General features: G+C 70.2%; 15 protein-coding genes. 7 read left to right on the forward strand and 8 right to left on the reverse strand.

The annotated features are described in order from the left end of the window. Window positions 1–5: 5 nt before the first annotated feature. From BLV31_RS17990 to BLV31_RS18000, 3 genes are read right to left on the reverse strand one after another with little or no spacing between them, the layout of a single operon-like run. The gene (locus BLV31_RS17990) at window positions 6–344 is read right to left on the reverse strand and encodes a 4Fe-4S dicluster domain-containing protein (protein WP_006552903.1); all 339 of its coding nucleotides are present in this window, start codon (window positions 342–344) and stop codon (window positions 6–8) included. Next, window positions 341–1915 (reverse strand): FAD-dependent oxidoreductase, encoded by a 1575-nt coding sequence (locus tag BLV31_RS17995; RefSeq protein WP_064061207.1) that lies wholly within the window; start codon window positions 1913–1915, stop codon window positions 341–343. Before BLV31_RS17995 ends, BLV31_RS17990 begins: the two co-directional genes overlap by 4 nt. Then, window positions 1912–2070 carry a hypothetical protein gene (locus BLV31_RS18000; protein ID WP_019288929.1) on the reverse strand — a complete coding sequence of 53 codons (159 nt, stop codon included), beginning with the start codon at window positions 2068–2070 and terminating at the stop codon, window positions 1912–1914. The genes BLV31_RS17995 and BLV31_RS18000 overlap by 4 nt, the downstream gene beginning before the upstream one ends. Window positions 2071–2301: 231 nt before the next feature. Here BLV31_RS18000 and BLV31_RS18005 point away from each other — a divergent pair, with 231 nt between their 5' ends. After that, on the forward strand, window positions 2302–3735 hold the full coding sequence (locus BLV31_RS18005) for a TY-Chap domain-containing protein (RefSeq protein WP_064061206.1): 1434 nt from the start codon (window positions 2302–2304) through the stop codon (window positions 3733–3735). On the opposite strand, the gene BLV31_RS18010 is transcribed toward BLV31_RS18005, so the two are convergent. After that, the gene (locus BLV31_RS18010) at window positions 3726–4256 is read right to left on the reverse strand and encodes an O-acetyl-ADP-ribose deacetylase (protein WP_006552898.1); all 531 of its coding nucleotides are present in this window, start codon (window positions 4254–4256) and stop codon (window positions 3726–3728) included. The genes BLV31_RS18005 and BLV31_RS18010 overlap by 10 nt on opposite strands. A 61-nt stretch (window positions 4257–4317) precedes the next feature. On the opposite strand from BLV31_RS18010, the gene malQ reads away from it, so the two are divergent. Next, window positions 4318–6441: a 4-alpha-glucanotransferase gene (gene malQ / locus BLV31_RS18015; protein WP_064061205.1), complete on the forward strand. Its 2124-nt coding sequence runs from the start codon at window positions 4318–4320 to the stop codon at window positions 6439–6441. A 75-nt stretch (window positions 6442–6516) separates the two neighbouring features. Here malQ and BLV31_RS18020 read toward each other — a convergent pair whose 3' ends face one another. Both BLV31_RS18020 and BLV31_RS18025 read right to left on the reverse strand, forming a co-directional pair. Next, a complete protein-coding gene (locus BLV31_RS18020; RefSeq protein ID WP_064061204.1) occupies window positions 6517–8307 on the reverse strand; it encodes an AMP-dependent synthetase/ligase in 1791 nt (596 codons plus the stop codon). Next, window positions 8300–8788, reverse strand: a complete 489-nt coding sequence (locus BLV31_RS18025) for a MarR family winged helix-turn-helix transcriptional regulator (protein ID WP_016694262.1) — start codon at window positions 8786–8788, stop codon at window positions 8300–8302. Before BLV31_RS18025 ends, BLV31_RS18020 begins: the two co-directional genes overlap by 8 nt. Window positions 8789–8963: 175 nt before the next feature. On the opposite strand from BLV31_RS18025, the gene BLV31_RS18030 reads away from it, so the two are divergent. From BLV31_RS18030 to BLV31_RS18040, 3 genes are read left to right on the forward strand one after another with little or no spacing between them, the layout of a single operon-like run. Then, complete coding sequence (locus BLV31_RS18030) at window positions 8964–10493, forward strand: DUF2397 domain-containing protein (RefSeq protein ID WP_064061203.1); 1530 nt, start codon at window positions 8964–8966, stop codon at window positions 10491–10493. Further along, window positions 10490–11635: a TIGR02678 family protein gene (locus BLV31_RS18035; RefSeq protein WP_064061202.1), complete on the forward strand. Its 1146-nt coding sequence runs from the start codon at window positions 10490–10492 to the stop codon at window positions 11633–11635. Before BLV31_RS18030 ends, BLV31_RS18035 begins: the two co-directional genes overlap by 4 nt. Then, complete coding sequence (locus BLV31_RS18040; RefSeq protein WP_064061201.1) at window positions 11632–15858, forward strand: TIGR02680 family protein; 4227 nt, start codon at window positions 11632–11634, stop codon at window positions 15856–15858. Before BLV31_RS18035 ends, BLV31_RS18040 begins: the two co-directional genes overlap by 4 nt. A gap of 60 nt (window positions 15859–15918) precedes the next feature. On the opposite strand, the gene BLV31_RS18045 is transcribed toward BLV31_RS18040, so the two are convergent. Then, window positions 15919–17103, reverse strand: coding sequence for a thiolase family protein (locus BLV31_RS18045; protein ID WP_006552890.1), 1185 nt, complete (start codon window positions 17101–17103; stop codon window positions 15919–15921). 193 nt (window positions 17104–17296) lie between these two features. Next, complete coding sequence (locus tag BLV31_RS18050; RefSeq protein WP_081263461.1) at window positions 17297–18280, reverse strand: hypothetical protein; 984 nt, start codon at window positions 18278–18280, stop codon at window positions 17297–17299. A 319-nt stretch (window positions 18281–18599) separates the two neighbouring features. On the opposite strand from BLV31_RS18050, the gene BLV31_RS18055 reads away from it, so the two are divergent. After that, entirely contained in the window at window positions 18600–18896 is a 297-nt protein-coding gene (locus BLV31_RS18055; RefSeq protein WP_019288919.1) for a chorismate mutase, read from the forward strand. Window positions 18897–19045: 149 nt separating this feature from the next. Next, on the forward strand, window positions 19046–19843 hold the full coding sequence (locus BLV31_RS18060; protein WP_064061200.1) for an SDR family NAD(P)-dependent oxidoreductase: 798 nt from the start codon (window positions 19046–19048) through the stop codon (window positions 19841–19843). The last annotated feature ends 3 nt before the right edge of the window (window positions 19844–19846 follow it).

The raw sequence follows: 19846 nt of genomic DNA on the forward strand, positions 1-19846 counted from the left end.
TGCCCTCAGGCCCGGCCCGTGAACAGGTCGTTGCGGTCCTCACGGGCACCGGCTCGTCGTCCCCGACCCCATCCGACGACGGCGCGGTAGCGCCCGAGCGCACCGGACTCCGTGAGCGCATCGACGTCCCGGTGTGGCGAATCCTCGCTCACCGCAGCCGAATAGGGTGCGACGTAGAGAGCGTCGGCGGGGCAGTTGACCTCGCACATGAAGCAGGTCTGGCAGTCCTCCTGGTGCGCGACAACGGGAAGCCCGTCGGGTGCACGCTCGAAGACGTCGGTCGGGCACACCGCGATGCAGATGTCGCACGAGATGCACCGCTCCGCGACGATCACCTCGATCATCGGTTCGCTCCTCGTCGCACGAGGTGTCCTTCGGCACGGACGTCCACGCGGTCCAGACCACTCGTCACGAGGCGGTACTGCAGGTCGGGGTCGGTGTCCGGGTGGTCGGTGCGCACGTGCATGCCCCTCGTCTCCGTACGCGCGAGGGCGGTGCGGCTCACCCACCGGGCGACGGCGAGGAGCGCGGCACCGGACCGGGCTCGTACCAGCTCCCGCCCTCGTCCGCCGAGCACGACGGGCGCCGCGGTCCACGCGTCGTCGAGTGCGGCGATGCTGTCCTCGAGACTGCGGGCCGTCCGCCGGAAACTACGTCGGAGCGGGAGCGTGTGCTCCTGCACCAGGCCGATGATCGCGCGGGTCGCGGCGCGGTCCGGGTCACCCTCGAGGCCGACCCCGCCGATCGGTCTCGCCACGTCCGGGACACCGCGGTTCCGGGCGAACTCTGCGGCGGCCGCCCCGGACCACGAACCCGACGACATCGCCCAGGCCCCGTTGTGACTGCCTCCACCGCTGCGGCCCCCGGTGATCAGCTCGCGCGTGGCGACGTCGCCGGCGGCGAACAGACCAGGGACCGTCGTGCTGCAGTCCGTCCCGATGATCCGTAGGCCACCGGTACCGCGCACCGTTCCCTCGAGGACCGCCCGCACCGGGTACATCTCGGTGAACGGGTCGATCCCGGCCTTGTCCAGGGGCAGGAAGTAGTTGGGCTGGGAACGACGCATCGCTTCGCGGTGGTCGGGATGTGCCCGGTCGAGACGGGCGTGGACCGGGATACCGTCGAGCAGGTACCGCATGGCGGTCGCGCGGTCGTCGCCGAGCCGCACACGGGCGTCGTCGTAGAACGTCGCGAACTGCATGAACAGTCCCTTCGTGTGCCCACTCCAGGAAGGCGCGAGCGCGTAGGCCGAGGAGAACTCCATCCCGGAGAACTCGGCACCGGCCTCGGCGGCCATGAGGTGACCGTCGCCGGTGTCGACGTCGGTACCGAAGCTGCCGGAGAGGAAGGCACAGCCTCCCGTGGCGAGGACGACCGCACCGGCACGCGCCGTCCACGGCTCGTACCCCTGCCGGCGGTGGACACCGGTCGCGCCGGCCACCGCACCGTCGGTGTCGACGAGCAGCTGCAGGGCGGGCGACTGATCCAGGATGCGCACGCCGGCGCGGTGGACGAGGCGGCGCATCCGCCGCATGTACTCGGGTCCCTGCACGCTGCTGCCCCGGCGACGTCCGGTCTCCGGGTCCACGCCGAAGGGATAACGGCCGTGGACGGCGAGGTCGTCGACGCGTCGATAGGTCTCGTCGAGCACCCGGTGCATCCAGGCGGGATCGGAGAGCAGTCCCCCTTCGATGTGGCGGCGGTCGACGGCCGCGACGCGCTCGGGTCCGGGCGGCAGGTACCAGAGGTTGTTGCCGCCGGACGCGGTCGGGCCGCTCGTCCCGCAGTAGCCCTTGTCGGCGAGGACCACGCGACTCCCGGCCCGGGCGGCCGCGAGCGCCGCCCAGGTACCGGCCGGTCCCCCACCGAGCACGAGGACGTCGGTGTCGATCTCCGTCCCGTCGCTGACGGTCATATCGACACGCGGATTGCGTAGTCCGCCACGGCATCTGCGGTGCATTCGGCCACCCCGGCCGATATGGCGACGATCTCCACGAACGGATCTGCCGACTGTACTGCGGGGATGCGGGCCGGCAGCGTCCGGACGAGACGGATGATGGCGTCGATCATGCGTCGATGGTCGACCATCTCCGGACGGATCGACACGGTTTCGCTCGCCGGGATCGGAACACTCCGGCGGGCCGTCGGCGGCCGAGAACCGTGCGCTCGCGCGGGCCGCCGGCGACCGCGCACCGTGCGCTCCGGCGAGCTGTCGCTCGTGCGACCGAGCGGAGGAATGCCTGTCGGTACCGGCGACTAGTCTTTCTCTCGGCTCGACCGCACAGAGAAGGGGGTCCGATCATGGCCGACGCGCAGACCCGGTTCGACCAGGACGTCGATGCGGCCTGGCGCGAGTTCCGCACGCGCCTGGCCGACCATGTCGCGGCCATGAGCGACGGCGACGGCCTGGTCCTCGAACCCTTCACCGACGAGGCCGGCGGCCCGGCGGGGCCGTGCGTGCAGTTCTACGCGTGGGGAGACCGGCTCGTCCGCTGCGAGGTCCCGTCCAACGCCCACCTCGCCCCCGACCGGCACCTCACGCCGGTCGACGAGCAGATGCTCCTCGAACTCGGGCTGAAGGCGCCCTCCCGCGGACCGGACGATCCGGAGGACGACGGATCCCCGGCGTTCTGGATCGATCGTCCGGGCAGCTGGGCCGATCAGCTCGCCGTCATCGCCGTGCGTGCCCTGCGCTCGGTGTGGGGCGTTCCCCATCCCCTCTTCCTGCGGGCCGAGACATTCGGGACGGAGCGCTCGGTCGCCGAGCTCACCTCGTTCCTCGTGCCCGAGACGCCGCAGGCCGGTCGCACGCAGGCCCCGAAGGTGCCGCTCGCGGTCGTCCCCAGCGGCGACAACCACGTGCGCGAACTGATCGAATCCACCCTGCACGAGCGGATCGACGATCTGCCCGCCTGGGACGAGGACGGCGATCTCGTCCTGCGGATCGCCGGGGTCCTGGTGTTCGTCGGTGTCGGCCCCGGAGGCGGCACCGTCGACCTGTTCGCACCGATCGTCCATTCCATCACCGGACGCACGCGGGCCGCCGAGATCTGCGTCGACCTCAACCGCCGGTGGCCGCACCTGAAGTTCGTGCTGGTCGACGACCGCCTCGCGATCGTCGACCACGTTCCGGCCGCGCCGTTCGCTCCGGCGCACCTGCTCGGATCGCTCGAGACCATCACTCGGTTCCTCGACACCGTCGACAGTTCGTTCGCCACCCATATCGGTGGCTCGCTGCTGCGCGATCAGGGATTCGACGGGGCGACGGGTGGTGCGGCCGATCCGCCCTGGGGCGACGTCTCGCAGTTACCCGACGCCGAGGACGATCTGCCGGTGGCCCTGCTCGCGGTGCGCGACTTCCATCTCGACGGCGCGACCGATGTCGCCGCGAGCACCGTCGCGGCGATCGGCGATCGCAATCCCGAGCAGTTGCGGCGGTTCCTCACCATCAGCACCGAACTGCAGGTGTGGTGGGACGGCGAGTCGCAGACCCGCGAGGCGGCGCTCAACACCGACGGTGCTCGCGAGGCACGGGCGCGGGCACTCGAATGGGAGGCGACGAGCCGCTCGCTCGCGGAGGCCCTGCAGTTCCTCGAACAGGGCGAGGGCACCGATTCGGCCGGCTCACGCGCGTCGAAGCCGAGCGCCGGCCGTGAGTCGGCGCCCGAGCAGCCCGCACTGTTCGACAACCCCGACGAACCGACTCTCTTCGACGGCTTCGGCGATTACTCCTGAGCCGATCCCGCCCGGGACACGGCGCGACGGAGCGCGTCGACCGCGGCGTTGTCGAAGCCGACGAGTACGACGGTCTCCACGCCCGTCTGTGTCTCCCGGATGGTGGTGACGGCCTGCAGGGCGGCGTCGTCGAGCGGCCAGCCGTAGACGCCGGCCGAGACGAGCGGGAACGACACCGTACGGGCACCGAGATCGTGCGCGACGAGCAGACTGTTGTGGTACGCCGAACGCAGGATCCCGGATCGGTCCTCGTGCGCCGACCACACCGGGCCCACGGTGTGGATCACCCATCGCGCCGGGAGACGCCCCGCGGTTGTCGCCACTGCACGGCCCGGTTCGAGTCCGTCGGGTAGCGAGGTCGCGCGGAGTTCGCGGCAGGCCGCGAGGATCTCCGGGCCTCCGGCCCGGTGGATCGCACCGTCCACTCCCCCGCCACCGAGCAGGGAGGAGTTCGCGGCGTTGACGATCGCATCCACCGCGATGGTGGTGATGTCGCCGTGCGCGATGTCGAGAGCGGTCACCCTGTCGACCCTATGTTCCGCACGCTGCCCCCGAGTCGTTTTGCTGGCATGATTCAGGACCGTGACGTCCTCGGCGAAGCTGCGCGAACTGGCCGGAAAGCACGGCATCACCACCACCTACACGGGATGGGGGGGACACGACCACGATGTCTCCGACGAGACATTGCGGCGCGTACTCGCCGCGCTCGACGTCCCGGCCGGGACGGACGACGAGGTCGTGGCATCGCTCGCCGACTTCGACGACCGCCCGTGGCGCTGCATGCTCCCGCCCGCGCTCGTGGTCGTCGAGGGCGACGACCGGACGTTCCCGGTGCATGTGCCGCACGGCGACCCGGTGTCGGTGTGGGTCGTCGCCGAGGACGGGGCGGAGGTCGATGTCGAGCAACTCGACGTGTGGGTGGACCCGCGTACGGTCGACGGCCGGCTCGTGGGCCGCGCGACCTTCGCCGTTCCGCGGCTGTCCCTCGGCTGGCATGTCGTGCACGCCCGCAGCAACGACATCGAGGCCACCGCGGTCCTGGTCGTGACCCCGCGCCGGTTGTCGACCGCCGACCGACTGCTCGAGAAGAAGCGCTGGGGCCTTGCGGCCCAGATCTATTCGGTGCGCAGCCGCAGGTCGTGGGGCATCGGTGATTTCGCCGACCTGGCCGATCTGGCGGCGATCACGGCCGGTTACGGCGGCGACTTCGTCCTGATCAACCCCGTGCACGCGGCCGAGCCCGTGCCCCCGCACGAACCGTCGCCCTATCTGCCGTCGTCGCGGCGTTTCGTCGACCCGCTGTACCTGCGGATCGAGGATATCCCGGAGGTGGCCTACCTCCCCGCGAAACACCGCAAGGAACTCGACGAGCACGCGCAGCGCGCGGCGAAGGCGAACCGGAAGGCGCGGCGTCTCGACCGGGACGCGACCTTCCGCGCGAAACTCGACGTCCTCGAGCGCGTGTACCGGGTGCCGCTCGGCCCGGCCCGCCGCGCACGGTACGAGGCGTTCTGCGCCGAGGGCGGGCAGGCGCTCGACGACTTCGCGCTGTGGTGCGCGCTGTACGAGAAGTTCGGCGACCGCGCCGACCGGTGGGCGTCACGCGCTCCGAGCCCCGACGACCCGAAGGTCACCCGGTTGCGCGAGCGACTGGCCTCGCGGATCGACTTCCACCGCCGGCTGCAGTGGTTGTGCGACGAGCAGCTCGCGAACGCTCAGGCTGCTTCGCTTGCAGCAGGTTCCGATATCGGAATCCTGCACGACCTCGCAGTGGGTGTCGGTCCGCACGGCGCCGACGCCTGGACGCTGGGCGACGCGCTGGCGTCGGGCGTCACGGTGGGCGCCCCCGCCGACGACTTCAACCGCAACGGCCAGAACTGGAATCAGCCGCCGTGGCGGCCGGATCGTCTCGCGGAGCTGGGATACATCCCCTTCCGCGATGTGGTGCGCTCGGCGTTGCGGCACGCGGGTGGTGTCCGGGCCGATCACATCCTGGGACTGTTCCGCACCTGGTGGGTACCGGAGGGGATGTCGCCCGCCGACGGCGCGTACGTCCGCAGCGACCACGAGGCACTCGTCGGCATCCTGGCGCTCGAGGCGCATCGCGCCGGCGCCGTGGTCGTTGGTGAGGACCTCGGGGTCTTCGAGGAGTGGGTGCAGGAGTATCTCGCCGAGCGGGGGATCGCCGGGACGTCGATCCTGTGGTTCGAACGCGACGAGGACTCCCCACGCGGGCCGGAAACCTACCGCACCCTGTGCCTGACCTCGGTGACCACACACGACCTCGCGCCCACCGCGGGATACCTTGCGGGCGACCACATCCGGCTGCGGTCGGAGCTCGGCCTGCTCGAAGGCGACCTCGACGCCGAACTCACCGATGCGGCGGCCGAACGCGACTCGGTTCTGGCGCTCGCGGTCGAACGGGGTCTGCTCGACGAAGGCGAGACCGACGTCGATCGCCAGGTCGAGGCGCTGCACCGGCTGATCGCGGCGAGTCCGTCTGCGCTGCTGGGCGTTTCGCTGGCAGATGTGACCGGCGAGCGTCGCAGCCAGAACCAGCCGGGCACCGTCGACGAGTATCCGAACTGGCGGGTTCCGCTCGCCGATGCCCGCGGCAAGGTCGTGCTCGTCGAGGATCTCGTCGACCACGACGGATTCGCGCGACTGGCCCGGGCAGTCTCCGGAGACACCTCCCCGGTGGAGTGACACCACACGAACACTGCGACCGCCGACCCGGATGCCGGATCGGCGGCCGCTGCTCGGGTACGCGCCCCTAAAGGATCACTTCGCGTACAGAGCGTCGATCTCGTGGGCGAAATGCTCGGTGACAACGTTGCGCTTGATCTTCAGCGTCGGTGTGAGCTCACCGGACTCCTCGGTGAGATCGCGGTCGAGAATGGCGAACTTCTTGATCGCCTCGCTGTGCGAGACGAGGGTGTTGGCGTCGTCCACGATGGTCTGCATCGCGTCCCGCAGCGTGGCGTCGTGGCGCAGGTCCGCGATCGTCGCACCGCTGGGCTTGCCGTTCTCGGTCTTCCAGTTCTCGAAGACGTCCGGGTCGACGGTCACCAGAGCGGTGACGAAGCTGCGTCCGTCGCCGACGACGACGGCCTGGGAGACGAGGGTGTGCGACCGCATGCGGTCCTCGATCGGCCCGGGTGAGACGTTCTTGCCGCCGGCGGTGATGATGAGGTCCTTCTTGCGCCCGGTGATGGACAGGTAGCCGTCCTCGTCGAGCGAGCCGAGGTCGCCGGTGCGGAACCAGCCGTCGTGGAAGGCACCGGCAGTGGCCTCGTCGTTGCGCCAGTAGCCGTCGAAGACGACCATGCCGCGCAGCTCGATCTCGCCGTCATCCGCGATGCGCGCCGAGTTCCCGCCCATGGGACGCCCGACGGTGCCGATCTTCTGCGCACCGGGCGTGTTCACGCTGTGTGCGGCCGTGGTCTCGGTGAGGCCGTAGCCCTCGTAGATCGGCACGCCGACGCCGCGGAAGAAGTGACCGAGACGGGCACTCAGGGCACCGCCGCCGGAGATCGCGTACCAGCACTCGTTGCCCATGGCCTCGCGCAGCTTGGAGTAGACCAGCTTGTCGGCGAGGGCGCGCTTGGCCTTCAACGTGAAGGTGGGGCCGCCGTGGTCGAGCGATTCGCTGTAGGCGATGGCGGTGCGCTCGGCGAAATCGAAGATCGCCGCTTTGACCGGTCCGCCGGCCGCCGCCTTGCCCGCTGCCGCGTCACGCACCTTCTCGAAGACGCGCGGCACACCGAGGATGATGTTCGGCGAGTACCGGGCGAACTGCGCGGAGACGGTCGAGAAGTCCGCCCAGTGAGCCTGCGCCGTGCCTGCTTCGAAGAGCGCGAGCGACACCGCGCGCGCCAGCACGTGCGCGAGGGGCAGGAAGGTCAGGCCGCGGTTGCCGGGCTTGGCGACGATACCGATGTCCGAGGTGAGGATGGACCGGACCTCGGCGAGGAAGTTGCGGTGGGTGAGCATGCAGCCCTTGGGTCGCCCGGTGGTTCCCGAGGTGTAGACGAGGGAAGCCAGGCCGCCGGAACGGATTCCGGCCAGACGCGTGGTGATCTCGGCGTCGTCGACCTCGGCACCATCGGCCGCAAGCGTGTTCACCGCGCCGTCCTCGATCTGCAGGATGCGACGGAGGGTGTCGGGCATGTCGACGAAGAGCTTCTCGTGCCGCGCGGTTTCGACGACAGCGAGGACGGCCCCGGAGTCCTGGAGGATCCAGCGAATCTGCTCGGTGGACGAGGAGTCGTAGATCGGTACCGACACCGCGCCGGCCGTCCAGATCGCGTAGTCGAACAGCGACCACTCGTAGCGGGTGGCCGAGAGCAGCGCGACACGATCGCCGGGCTGCACACCGTTGGCGATCAGGCCCTTTGCGACGGCCTTCACTTGGTCGGCGAACTGCTGCGCAGTGACCGCGACCCAGTCGTCACCCTGCGGCCGGGAGTACATCACGCGGTGCGGAGTCTTCTCCGCATGGGTGAACACCGTGTGGACGACCGATTCGTCGTCACCAATGGTGAACGGGGCCGGGGTCGAGTACTCACGCACTGCAATCTCCATCGTTCTGGTCGGGAGTCCGGTCGTCGGAATCGATTCCTGCGCGGAAGCGGCGCAGGAGATCCACGAAGCGTTCGAGTTCGTTCTCGTCCCAGCCCTCGAGGCCGGCGCGGACGTCGTCGAGACGACGCACGACCGCACCTTCGAGAACTGTCGCTCCGTGGTCGGTGAGCCGGAGCGGATGTCCGGCACGTGCCGGACCCGTCCCCGCCTCGACCCAGCCCGCATCGACGGCGTGACGCAGTTGGCGCGACACGGTCGAGCGGTGGACACCGAAGACCTCGGATATGTCGGTGGCGCGGCAGCCCGGATTTCGGGAGATGAAGCCGAGAAGCGAATGCTGGACCAGCGAGAGTCCGCTGTCCTGCGTTCGTGCTCCGGACGTCAGGAAGCGCACGAGAAGCACGAACTCCTCGTATACGCGGGCAACGCCGTCCGCAGACGGCCGCCGGGCCTGCCGATTGTGTTGCACAGGGCAACTATAAACGCGAGTGAGGCACGGCACGAATCCGCGCGGTGTCCTGCCGATTTCCGGCCTGCCTCTCCACAGCCCGTGCGCGCACCCGGTGAACTCGTCCGCCCCGCTCGGCGTTCACCGGGCTAGCCTGTCTGTCCGTACGGCGTCAGCACTCGGGAGAAGAGGTCGGATGGGCGAACACATCGGTCGCGACCTGTTCCGTCATCTCGTCGCCGACGAAGCGGACGAGTACCTCGCGGTGATGGACTGCTTCACCGACCTCCTGCTCGCCGATCTGTCCGCCGACGATATCGCGGTCTCGTGTGCGCGGCGCGGGGTGGCGCTCGACATCGCGGTCGTCGATGCCCGGTGTCGCAGCCTGGTCCGGTGGGGCAATCTCGCACTCACCAGCGGCGGAACCGACGGTGGCGGCTCCCACCGGCGGAGCGCTCCCGAGACCGCCTCGACCGAGGTCCGTGCCCGATACCGGCCGACACCGGCCGGGCTGCGGGTGCACCGCGAGACCGGCAGGCTTCTCTCCACCTCCGACGACGTGCGCGGCGTGGCACGCGTGTCGCTCCGTTGTGTCGCGGACGGGCTCGCCCGCATCGAGGAGCTGCTGGTGGACGACGGGAACGTGCCCGATCGGGACGAGCTGGCCGCCCACGTCACCGCCCTGTTCGCGCACCACCGGATGTTCACCGACAGCGTCGCCGATTTCTATTCGCACCTCGCCGAGATCCTGAGCCGTCTCGAGCACTCCGGCCGTCCCGAACACTCATCCGATCGCGAACGCGCCGGGGCGGTCGACGATCACGCGGAGACCAAGAACCTGCTCCTCGACTACGTCGACGTCATCGGTTCGGACGTCGAGCGCCTCGCCCCTCTCGTCGCCGGCAGGCTCGACCGGATCAGGCCGCGTCTGGACTCCCTGCTCGCCGCGTTGCGCGAGTCCGGCCTGCCGAACACCGTGCCCGGGTCCCCCGGTCGCCGTCGCACCGACTGGGACGAACTGGCGCAGTGGTACGCCGAGGACGCCGGCCCGCGCCGCGTGCGCGAGGCAGCGGCGGAGGCGCTGAACCGGCTGCTCGTGCGCACTCGGCGGATCATGGCGAGCACGCCGGGCTTCTCGCACCGCGCAGATCTCCTGCGCCTGGCCCGGTGGTTCACCGAGTCCTCCGACGAGCAGGGCCACCGGTTGTTCGCCGCGACCTTCGGTGCCTTCCCGAGCCGGCACCTGCTGCTCGGCCCCGACGAGCCCGACCCGCGAGTGGGTGCAGGCACGTCGTGGTGGCGGGCCGATCCCGTCGTCGTGCCCGTGTCGTTGCGCGAACGCGGCGACCACACGTCCCTCGGGGCCGTCGGCCGACTCCCCGATTCGATGCCCGGCCGGGTCCGGGCCGACGAACTCGCCCGGCGAGAGTCGCGCCGCCGCTCCGACGCCGTCGCCGAACTGAGTGCGGCGGGCGACCTGCACGGAGCGGACCTGTCGGCGGAGGCGCGCGACGTCCTGCTCGACGTCCTCGCCGCCGCGCTCGCGGGCCACCTCACCACCGACGGTCCGGTGCAGGTGGACGATCCCGATCTCGGGTTGTCGCTGACGGCGGAGCCCGGCGCCGACACCGTGGTGCACTCCCCCGACGGCGATCTCACCGTGCACGGTTTCTCGTTGCGCACGTCGGTCACGGCATCGCTCGATCACAGTGCGGCGGCGCCATGAGCACCTCGTACGCGAGCACGGTGTCCGGGGACGTCTCCGGTCGGCGGGACGCGGCGCGGGCGCTGCTGCAACAGCCGATCGTCACCGCCGCGAGCGAACGGGAGACCTTCGACCTCGTTCGGCGCCACGCCCCGGCCCTGAAGTCGATGTTCGCCGACCGCCTCGGATACCGGCTCGTCGTCGAACCGACCTTCGCCCGTCTGATCAAGGCACCGCTCGGGCCCACCTCACCGCACCGGGCGCTCCGCCACGCCGACGGCACCGAGTTCGGCGCGATCACCTACGCGTGTCTCGCGCTGGTGTGCGCGGCACTGCTCGAACCCGGGACCGGCGAGAGGGTGTCCGTCGACGACCTGCTCGAGCAGGTGCGCGCCGATGCGCGCGAGAACGGGATCGTGTTCGGCGACCCGGTGTCCGAGGAGCGGAACCTCGCTGCGGCCCTGCGCGTCCTCGAGGAATGGGGCGTGATCGCCGAGTCCGGTCACGGGGACGAGGTGAGCGGCGACGAGGTGAGGGGCGACGGGCCGCATCTCGACGTCCACCGCGACCTGCTCTCCCAGCTGCTCGACACTCCCCTCCATGGGATGCCCGGTCCCGCAGCGGCACTCGCACGTCATGAGCACGAACCCGCCGCTCTCCGCCTGTACCGCAGGCTCGTCGAGGACCCGTTCGTCGCGCGCGACGAACTGGACGACGAGTCGGCGACGATCCTCGCCCGCGACCGGCACGAGCTCGCCCGGATGCTGGAGAACGACTTCGGCCTCGTGCTCGAGGTGCGTGCCGAGGGCGCGCTCGCGTACGACCCGGCCGGCGTGCTCACCGACGAGGCGTTCCCGGGGTCGGGCACCCTGAAGCACGCCTGCCTGCTGCTCCTGGCCGAACTCACCGAACGGTTCGGCGACTCGGCGGCGACCACATTGCACGTCGACGCGCACATCCTCGACTCGGTTCTCGCCGATCTCGCCGCCGTGCGTTCCCGCACCTGGAAGAGCATCTACGTCCGCGATTTCGCGCTCCTGCGCCGGGACGTCGTGGCTCTGCTCTTCCGGCTCGGGCTGGCGCGACCGCACGAGAACGGACTCGAACTGACCGCACCCGCCGCCCGCTACCGCCCCGTCCCCGCCGAAAGCAAGTGTCGATGACCCACTCGTCCGACCCGTCCGCCCTCGACGAGAACTCTCCACCCCGTTTCCCGGATCGCTGGCGTCTCCACCGCGCCGGCATCGTGAACGTGTGGCACTACCTGGACGTCGAGTTCGTCCTGTCCGGTGGGCGGATGATCCTGCGCGGCACCAACGGATCGGGGAAGTCCCGCGCCCTCGAGATGTTGCTGCCCTTCCTGCTCGACGCCGACCGCAGGCGCATGGACGCGACGGGCGCCGCGAAGGTCGATCTCGACGAACTCATGCGTACCGGGGCCTCGGACACCACCGACCGTGTCGGCTATCTCTGGCTCGAACTGGCGCGCCCCAGCGGACATTTCACCGTCGGGGCGCAGGTCCGGCACCGCGCCGACGCCCGTCGCAGCGACGTGCACTTCTTCACGACACCTTTGCGTGTCGGCACCGAGTTGCACCTCGTCGATGACGCCCGCATCCCGCTCTCGCGGGAGCGACTCGCCGAACTCATCGGTGCCGACAACCTCACCCGTGATCCGGAGCGGCATCGCGAGACCGTGCGGAAGTCGGTGTTCGGCCTGCACGCGGAGACGGGACGCGAACGCTACGACGGCCTGCTGCAACTGCTGCACACCCTGCGCTCACCCGATGTCGGCCACCGCATCGACGAGGGACGCCTCCCTCAGATCCTGTCGGATGCGCTGCCACCTCTGACGGAGAACATGCTCGCCGAAGCGGGAGGTCGCCTCGACCTGCTCGGTGACACCCGTCAGGAACAGGTCCGTCTCGAAGCGGCGCACGCACACGTGCTGCGGTTCCACGAGGTGTACCGGCAGTACGCTGCGGATCTGCTGCGCGCCGGCGCCGAGACCGCGCGCGACCTCGCGCAGCGGGTCGTCGAGACGCGACGCGCACTCACCGTCGCGGAAGCCGAGGCGGCCGACCTCGACGCGCAGGCCGCCGCCGCGGACACCCGCCTGAAGGAGCGCCGCGACCAGGTCGCCGAACTCGACCGCGCGATCCGCGGACTCGAGACCCACGAGATGTTCCGGTCCGCGGACGATCTCGCGCAGCGCCAGCTCGCCGTCGATGCGCTCCGCCGCGCCGCCGAGCACGCAACCGCCGCCGCCGATCGCAGCCGCATGCAGGAACGGCGCCACACCGACCACGCGGCCCGCCTCCTCGACGAACTGACCTTCTCGGTCACGCGTGCCGCGAGACGGCTTGCGACGGTAGGTCGCGACCTGCTGTCGGTGGGTCTTCCGCACGACACCGCGCCGACCACGCTGCACTTCTCCGCCGACCGTCCACCCGCTGTGCTCGAGCCCGTGCGCACCGGCATCGACGACACCACCGAGCAGGTGGTGCGGCCGGTGGTCGCGACGGTCTCCCTCGACGCCGGGCACGTCGACGAGGTCCGGGACGCGATCCTGCGTGCCGCCGAGGCGACCCGTCGCCGGCGGGACCAAGCGGGTCGGCGACTGCTCGAGGCGCGTCGACTCGACGCCGCCGCGCATGCGGTCCGGGAAGCCGAGGCGGCGGCCGACCGCGCGGCCCGCGACGCCGAGCAGCGTGCCGTCGAGGCCGCCGAGACGGATGCCGGTGTCGGTGCGGCCGCCGCCGGTCTGCAGCACCGGTGGCGCGAGTGGATCACCGCCGACCGCACGACGGCTCTGCTGCCGGAACTCGATCGGGATCGGGTCATCCTGATGCGCCGACTGTCCACGCGACTCGACGCACTGATCGACTCGTCCCCCACCGACGCCGGGGACACGGACTCCGAGGACGTCGACGTCGATTCGGCACTCGCCGAGCTGGATTCGCTGCCCACGACCGCCGCTCGGTCCGCCCTGAGCGACCTCGCCGGCGCCCCGGCCGAGCGCGAGCGCCGCGAACGTGAGGCGCGGACCGCGCGCGAGGACCTCGTCCGCGAACAGGCGGCACTCGACGCGATCGGCGAGGGACCGGAACAGGCGCCCTGGCACGTGCGCACCGACGGTGTCCCCCTGTGGCGGGCGGTCGAGTTCGTCGACACCCTCGGGGACGACGATCGCGCCGGAATCGAGGCGGCGTTGCTCTCCGCGGGTTTCCTCACCGCCACGGTCGACGGCGAGGGCCGCTTGCGTGCGCTCGGCGGCCAGGTCCTCGTCTCGCCGCGCGGTGAACCACCGGCGCAGCCCCTGTCGACGGTCCTGCGTCCCGACCCCGAGGCCGACGTACCGCGCCCGGCGATCGAGGCGGTCCTCAACACGATCGGATTCGAGGACGCCACCGCGGTGGCCTCGGTCTCACGGGACGGCCGCTGGCACAACGGAGTTCTGCGCGGGCGCCACACCGCCGAGGCCCCGCGCAGCATCGGCAGTCCTGCCCGGGAGGCCGCAACCGCGGCACGTCGGGTGCGTCTCGACGAGATCCGCGCCGAACTCATCCGGATCGACCTGGCGGTGGAACAGCTGCGCGTCGACTATCCCGACGCGGCGCACCGGCGGGCGGAGATCGACGCACACCTGTCGACCGCGCCGACCTCACACGCTCTGCGCGCCGCGCTCGAACGACGTCGGCACGCGTACGCGCACGTGCGGTCCGCGGCGAACACCGCGGTGGAACTGCGCGAGCGGGCGACGACGCTGCGTGCTCGCTGGACCGCCGAGCTCGACGCACACCGCACAGCGTGCGAGCACTTCGGCGTGCCCGGCGATGTTCCGGAACTCGAGGCGCTGGTCGCCGGATGCGCCTCCGCAGAGACACTGTGCACCGAGCTGGCACGCGATCTCGGTGACGTCCTTGCTGCCCACGTCCGGTTCACGGATGCCGCCGAACGGTGCGTGCAGGCCACCGCCGAGCGGATCGACTCGGAGGAGATCGCCGAATCGTGCCGCTACGAATGGCACGCGAAGGCCGCGGTGGTCGCTGCCCAGACCGCCGCTGTCGACGTCGACGCCGCCGACCTGGCGCAGGAACTGCGTGACTCGGAGGCCGAACGGGCACGCGCCGACGAACAGTTCCGGCGCACGGTCGCCCATCGCGACCATCTCGGCCGTGCCGTCGCCGAGGTGCTGCAGCGATGTGCTGCCGCACGCGAACGGCTCGACCGCGACCGTCGCGAACTCGCCGCGGCCGCCGAACTGCTCGCCGCTCACCTGCAGCTGCCCGAACTACGCGGCGCACTCGAGGAGGATCCGGAGTCGGACTCCGCCTCTGCCCGGACGGTTCTGCCTCCCGTCCACCTCGAGGATCCGGATCACGTGCTCTCCGTGGCCCGCACCCTGCTGGCCACGTTGCCGCCACGCACGGGAGTCGACGAGAACGCGATGCTCGTCGCGCTGCAACAGTTCGACCGCGACCTCACGGCCCGGTTCGACATCGAGCACACGGTGACGCACGGCGCCCATCGCGTCCGGATCGCCGGGGCGGGTGACGACACCACGCCCGCGGGTCTCTCAGTCACCCTGACCCGGCAGGTCGAGGACGGCCGGCGGGCACTGTCGCAACGCGAACACGACGTGTTCACGGGATTCGTGCTCGGCGGTGTGGCCGACGAACTGCGCCGGCGGATCGAGCGGGCACGACAGGTGATCGCCGCGATGAACGACAGTCTCGCCGACAGCCGCACGACGCACGGGATCGGCGTGAGGATCGAGTGGCGCCCCGGTGGCGAGGACGCCGACGCGGCGCGGCTGACGCAGCTGCTCACCGCCACCGAGCGGTCACCCGAGGATGCGTCCGAACTGGTCGGGGTGCTGCGGCGCCGGGTGGAATCCGCCCACACCGCCGATCCGTCCGCCGGCTACGCGCAGCACCTGTCGCAGGCACTGGACTACCGGCGCTGGCACGAGGTCGAGGTGACCATCCTCGGCCCCGAACCGGACCGGGAGAGGCGGATCTCCGCGCGCGCCAAGATATCCCAGGGTGAGACCCGATTCGTGTCGTACGTGGCGCTGTTCGCGGCGGCGGACGGCTATCTCTCGGGCCTACCCGACACCGGCACCGCACTGCGGCTCGTGCTGCTCGACGACGCGTTCGCCAAGATCGACGACCCGACGATCGGTGAACTCATGGGTCTGCTCGTACGGCAGGATATCGACTTCGTCATGACCGGGCACGCACTGTGGGGTTGTGTGCCGGAGGTGCCCGAGCTCGACGTCTACGAGGTCCGGCGACTCGCCGACGGCGCGGCCGTGACGACCCGCGTGCACTGGGACGGGCGCGTCCGGCAACTCCGACCGCTCACCGAGCTGCAGACATGACAGTGGTGGGAGCGATACGTATCGCTCCCACCACTGTCGGTCCTTCGAAACCTGCCCGGATCAGGACACGCGGCGCAGCAGCGCGGCGAGTGCCTGTCCGCCACCGATGCACATGGTGACGACGCCGAGTTCGAGATCGCGACGGATCAGGTCCTTGGCGACGCGCAGCGTCAGGATCGCGCCGGTCGCGCCGACCGGGTGGCCCAGGGCGATGGCACCGCCGTAGGGGTTGGTCTTCTCCGGGTCGAGCTTGGCGTCGCGCGCCACCGCCACGGCCTGCGAGGCGAAGGCCTCGTTGAGCTCGACGGTGTCGATGTCGGCCGGGGTCAGGCCGTTCTGCTCGAACAGCTTCACCAGGGCGAGGGTCGGGGCGTAGCCCATCAGCTCGGGCTCCATCGCCGAGGTGACGACCGACTCGAGCACGACAGAGGCACCGAGACCGCGTTCACGGGCGACCGACTCGCGGGCCAGGACGAGCGCGGCAGCGCCGTCGTTGATCCCGGAGGCATTACCGGCGGTGACGGTGCCGTCCTTGATGAACGCCGAGCGCAGCTTGCCGAGCACCTCGAGGGTGGTGTCGGGCTTGGGGTGCTCGTCCTCGGTGACGGTGACGGGCTTGCGGCCACCGATCTCGACCGGGGTGATCTCCTCGGCGAAGGCGGCCTTCGCGGCGTCGGTGGCGGCGCGGCGCTGCGATTCGAGGGCGAACTCGTCCTGCTGCTCGCGGCTGACGCCGTACTCGCGGGCGACGTTCTCGGCCGTGACGCCCATGTGCAGTCCGCTGAACGGATCGGTGAGCATGCCGACGGTGCCGTCGACGAGCTCGCGGTTGCCGAGCTTGTAACCGTTGCGGGCACCGAAGTCGTAGAACGGCATGCGCGACATGCTCTCGTCGCCACCGGCGACGGTGATCTCCGCGGCACCCCAACGGATCTCCTGGGCTGCGGACCACACGGCCTGCAGACCCGAGCCGCACAGGCGGTTGACGGTGAGGGCCGGGGTGGAGACGGGAAGTCCGGCGGCGAGGGTGACGCGACGGGCGTTGTAGGCGTCGGCACCGACCTGGCCGATGCAACCCATGACAACCTCGTCGATGTCCTCACCTGCGACACCCGCGCGCTGCAGCGCCTCGCGGACCGCGGTGGCGCCGAGTTCGTGCGCGGGTACGTCCTTGAGTGCGCCGCCGAAGCTGCCGACGGGGGTGCGTGCGCCGTCGACGATGACGATGCGTTCCGGAGCGGTCATTTCTCGTCCAATCTGGTCGAACACCTGGGGGTCCACGCGCCGGCACCGCCGAGCGCACAGATCTTCGGGAAGGCGTCCTCCCGAAGCGTCTGACTCGATGCTACGGCACCGAGTGCCGCACTTGTGAAGGTCCGAACACGAGTTGCAGGAACGGGAACGGAAACGCCATTCTGCAATACGAGCTACGTTATTTTCACTCGTCGTCGACGGTGAACGGAGGACCCTCCGCGAGACGTTCCGCAGCCGCCGGTGTGCCCAGTTCACGGCGGTGGCGAGGGTGCTCCACGTAGAACTCGAGGAAACGGTACAACTGCACCGGATCGACGGCCAGATGCCGTGAGTCCACCTCGATCCGGGGCTCGGACGGCAGGCGCTCGAAGGGGAACACCCGACTCGTGCGCCGACGCGCCCACGCCGCCGACCCGTGCCCCTCGATCCAGATTTCCGGGAACCCCCGGTCGACCGCACGAAGACCCCGCACCGACACCCACGGCAGATAGGACTCCACGAACCAGCCGCGCAGCCTGATCCCGTCCGGCCCGAGAACCAGCGAACCGGCCCGGATGCGCCCGAGTGCCACCTCCACGAGGAAGGCCAGACACACCCCGGCGACGAGCGCCAGCACCAGCGCCACGAGAGGTAAACCCTCGTTCCCGACCACGATCTCCACGGCTGCGCCGAGCGAGAGGAACGTCCCGCACAGCACCATCGCGAGCAGCAGACCGAAGACGGGGCGACGGCCCGCGATCTCGGTACTGCCGCGATCGGCCGTCTCGACGTACCGGAACCGCGGGGTGCGGCTCGGAGGCCACGGCGACGGTCGCCGGGCCCCAGATCCGGCAGGCCACCAGAAGGTGGCGCCGAAGGCCGCCGTCAGCAGCATCAGCACCGCCAGGATCGAATAGAAGCGGTCGGCGCCCACCGAATCGGTGCCCCACGCGCTCGCTCCGCGGGCCGCGGCGAAAATCGCCACGAGCACCGCCGCACCGGCCGCTGCGTACACGTGCAGATTGCGCGTGCCGTGCTGCCATTCGCTCGGCGGTTCGATGTGGGATGTCGGTTCGGCACCGAAAGTCGGTTCGGCACCGAAAGTCGGTTCGGCACCGGAAGTCGGTTCGGCACCGGAAGTCGCAGCCTCCGTGCCGCGCCCACCCCACGGGACAACAGGTCGTCGCATCGGTCTCCCCTCCAGGTGTACCGAGGAGCCCCGACGTCCTCGGCCCTGCCGGTCGGCCGGAACGCTACCTCGAGCGGCGGACCCGATGCGGACCCTTCGGGTGCGACGTCACCGACGGGCACACGAGTTGGCACCGGTCGGTGTGACAATTAACATACCCCTCGGTCATCGGGGTGTTGAACCAGGTCACGGCCGTTTATGAAGGAACAGGACGCGCATGGGAGAATCTCGCGAGAATTTTTCCCTACGTGTCGGTAACACCTATAGGCGTGAGCACGACACAATCTGTGACGATTCAGACGAGACCGGAGGAGTCTGCATGACTGTCCAGCTTGATTCGCCTGGCCTTGCGTCCGTCGGCGAAGCTTCGTCGGCCGAGGCAGAGCTCGGGGAGCTGTTCGAGCAGATCAAGGAGCTCGACGCTCAGCTGCTCGCGGTGATCAAGCGGCGTTCGGAGCTCGTTCAGCGCGCCGGAGCATCCGCGAAGGGCACCGACGCGAGCCGCGAAGCACAGGCCGAGGAAATGGCCGTCATGGGACGCTTCGCCGAACTCGGCACCGACGGCAGCACGCTCGCGATGACGCTGCTGCGCCTCGGCCGCACCCGCAAGGCCTGAGACCTACCACCGACGGCCCCCGCACCACATGGTGCGGGGGCCGTCGCCGTAGCCGTCCACCGCTTCGCATCACGCCGGTCGCAAATGTGGCCGCCCGCTCCCCTGTCGGCATACCGTCGGGACATCCCCGAAGAACGGACAAGGGCAGCATGGATCTCGGACTCACTGCGAAGAGGGCCATCGTCACCGGCGGTAGCCGCGGCATCGGCTACGCCATCGCGCGGGCACTGGCCACCGAAGGTGCCGACGTGGTGATCGCGGCCCGTACCGCGGCCGATCTCGACATCGCGGCGAAGACCCTCTCGGAGGAGACCGGGCGACGAATCGTTCCCGTGCCCACCGACACCAACGACCAGTCCTCGGTCGACGCACTCGTCGCGCGGGCCGTCGCCGAACTCGGTGGCGTCGCCATCCTCGTCAACTCCGCCGCCACACCCTGGACCGCCGACAAGCCGACGAGTTTCGCCGCGACCACCGACGACATCGTGCGCAACGAAGTCGAGATCAAGGTCCTCGGCTGTCTGCGCACCGCACGCGCCGTCGCCCCCTACCTGATCGAGCAGGGCTGGGGCCGGATCATCAACATCAGCGGGCTCGGCGCGCGCAGCGCGAACTCCATCGCCCAGACGGTCCGGAACGTCAGCGTTGCAGCCGTGACGAAGAACCTCGCCGACGAACTCGGCCCGCACGGCATCAACGTCACCGTGGTCCACCCCGGCCGCACCCGCACCGAACGGCTGGCGGCGCGACTGGCCGAGGAGTCCGCCGAGACGGGCACGCCGATAGCCGAACTGGAACAGCAGATCGCGAAGAACTCCGTGAACCGCCTCATCGACGCGAGCGAGGTCGCCGACGTCGTCGCGTTCCTCGCGAGCCCGCGCAGCATCGGCATCACCGGCGATGCGATCGCCGTGGGCGGCGGCGTACCCGGCGCGGTCTACTACTGACCG

Source organism: Rhodococcus pyridinivorans (genome assembly GCF_900105195.1).
GTDB lineage: Bacteria > Actinomycetota > Actinomycetes > Mycobacteriales > Mycobacteriaceae > Rhodococcus > Rhodococcus pyridinivorans.

Coding starts and splice junctions, on each gene's coding strand:
- BLV31_RS17990 (WP_006552903.1), bottom strand. CDS start 344: ATGATCGAGGTGATCGTCGCGGAGCGGTGCATCTCGTGCGACATCTGC.
- BLV31_RS17995 (WP_064061207.1), bottom strand. CDS start 1,915: ATGACCGTCAGCGACGGGACGGAGATCGACACCGACGTCCTCGTGCTC.
- BLV31_RS18000 (WP_019288929.1), bottom strand. CDS start 2,070: ATGATCGACGCCATCATCCGTCTCGTCCGGACGCTGCCGGCCCGCATC.
- BLV31_RS18005 (WP_064061206.1), top strand. CDS start 2,302: ATGGCCGACGCGCAGACCCGGTTCGACCAGGACGTCGATGCGGCCTGG.
- BLV31_RS18030 (WP_064061203.1), top strand. CDS start 8,964: ATGGGCGAACACATCGGTCGCGACCTGTTCCGTCATCTCGTCGCCGAC.
- BLV31_RS18035 (WP_064061202.1), top strand. CDS start 10,490: ATGAGCACCTCGTACGCGAGCACGGTGTCCGGGGACGTCTCCGGTCGG.
- BLV31_RS18040 (WP_064061201.1), top strand. CDS start 11,632: ATGACCCACTCGTCCGACCCGTCCGCCCTCGACGAGAACTCTCCACCC.
- BLV31_RS18045 (WP_006552890.1), bottom strand. CDS start 17,103: ATGACCGCTCCGGAACGCATCGTCATCGTCGACGGCGCACGCACCCCC.
- BLV31_RS18050 (WP_081263461.1), bottom strand. CDS start 18,280: ATGCGACGACCTGTTGTCCCGTGGGGTGGGCGCGGCACGGAGGCTGCG.
- BLV31_RS18055 (WP_019288919.1), top strand. CDS start 18,600: ATGACTGTCCAGCTTGATTCGCCTGGCCTTGCGTCCGTCGGCGAAGCT.
- BLV31_RS18060 (WP_064061200.1), top strand. CDS start 19,046: ATGGATCTCGGACTCACTGCGAAGAGGGCCATCGTCACCGGCGGTAGC.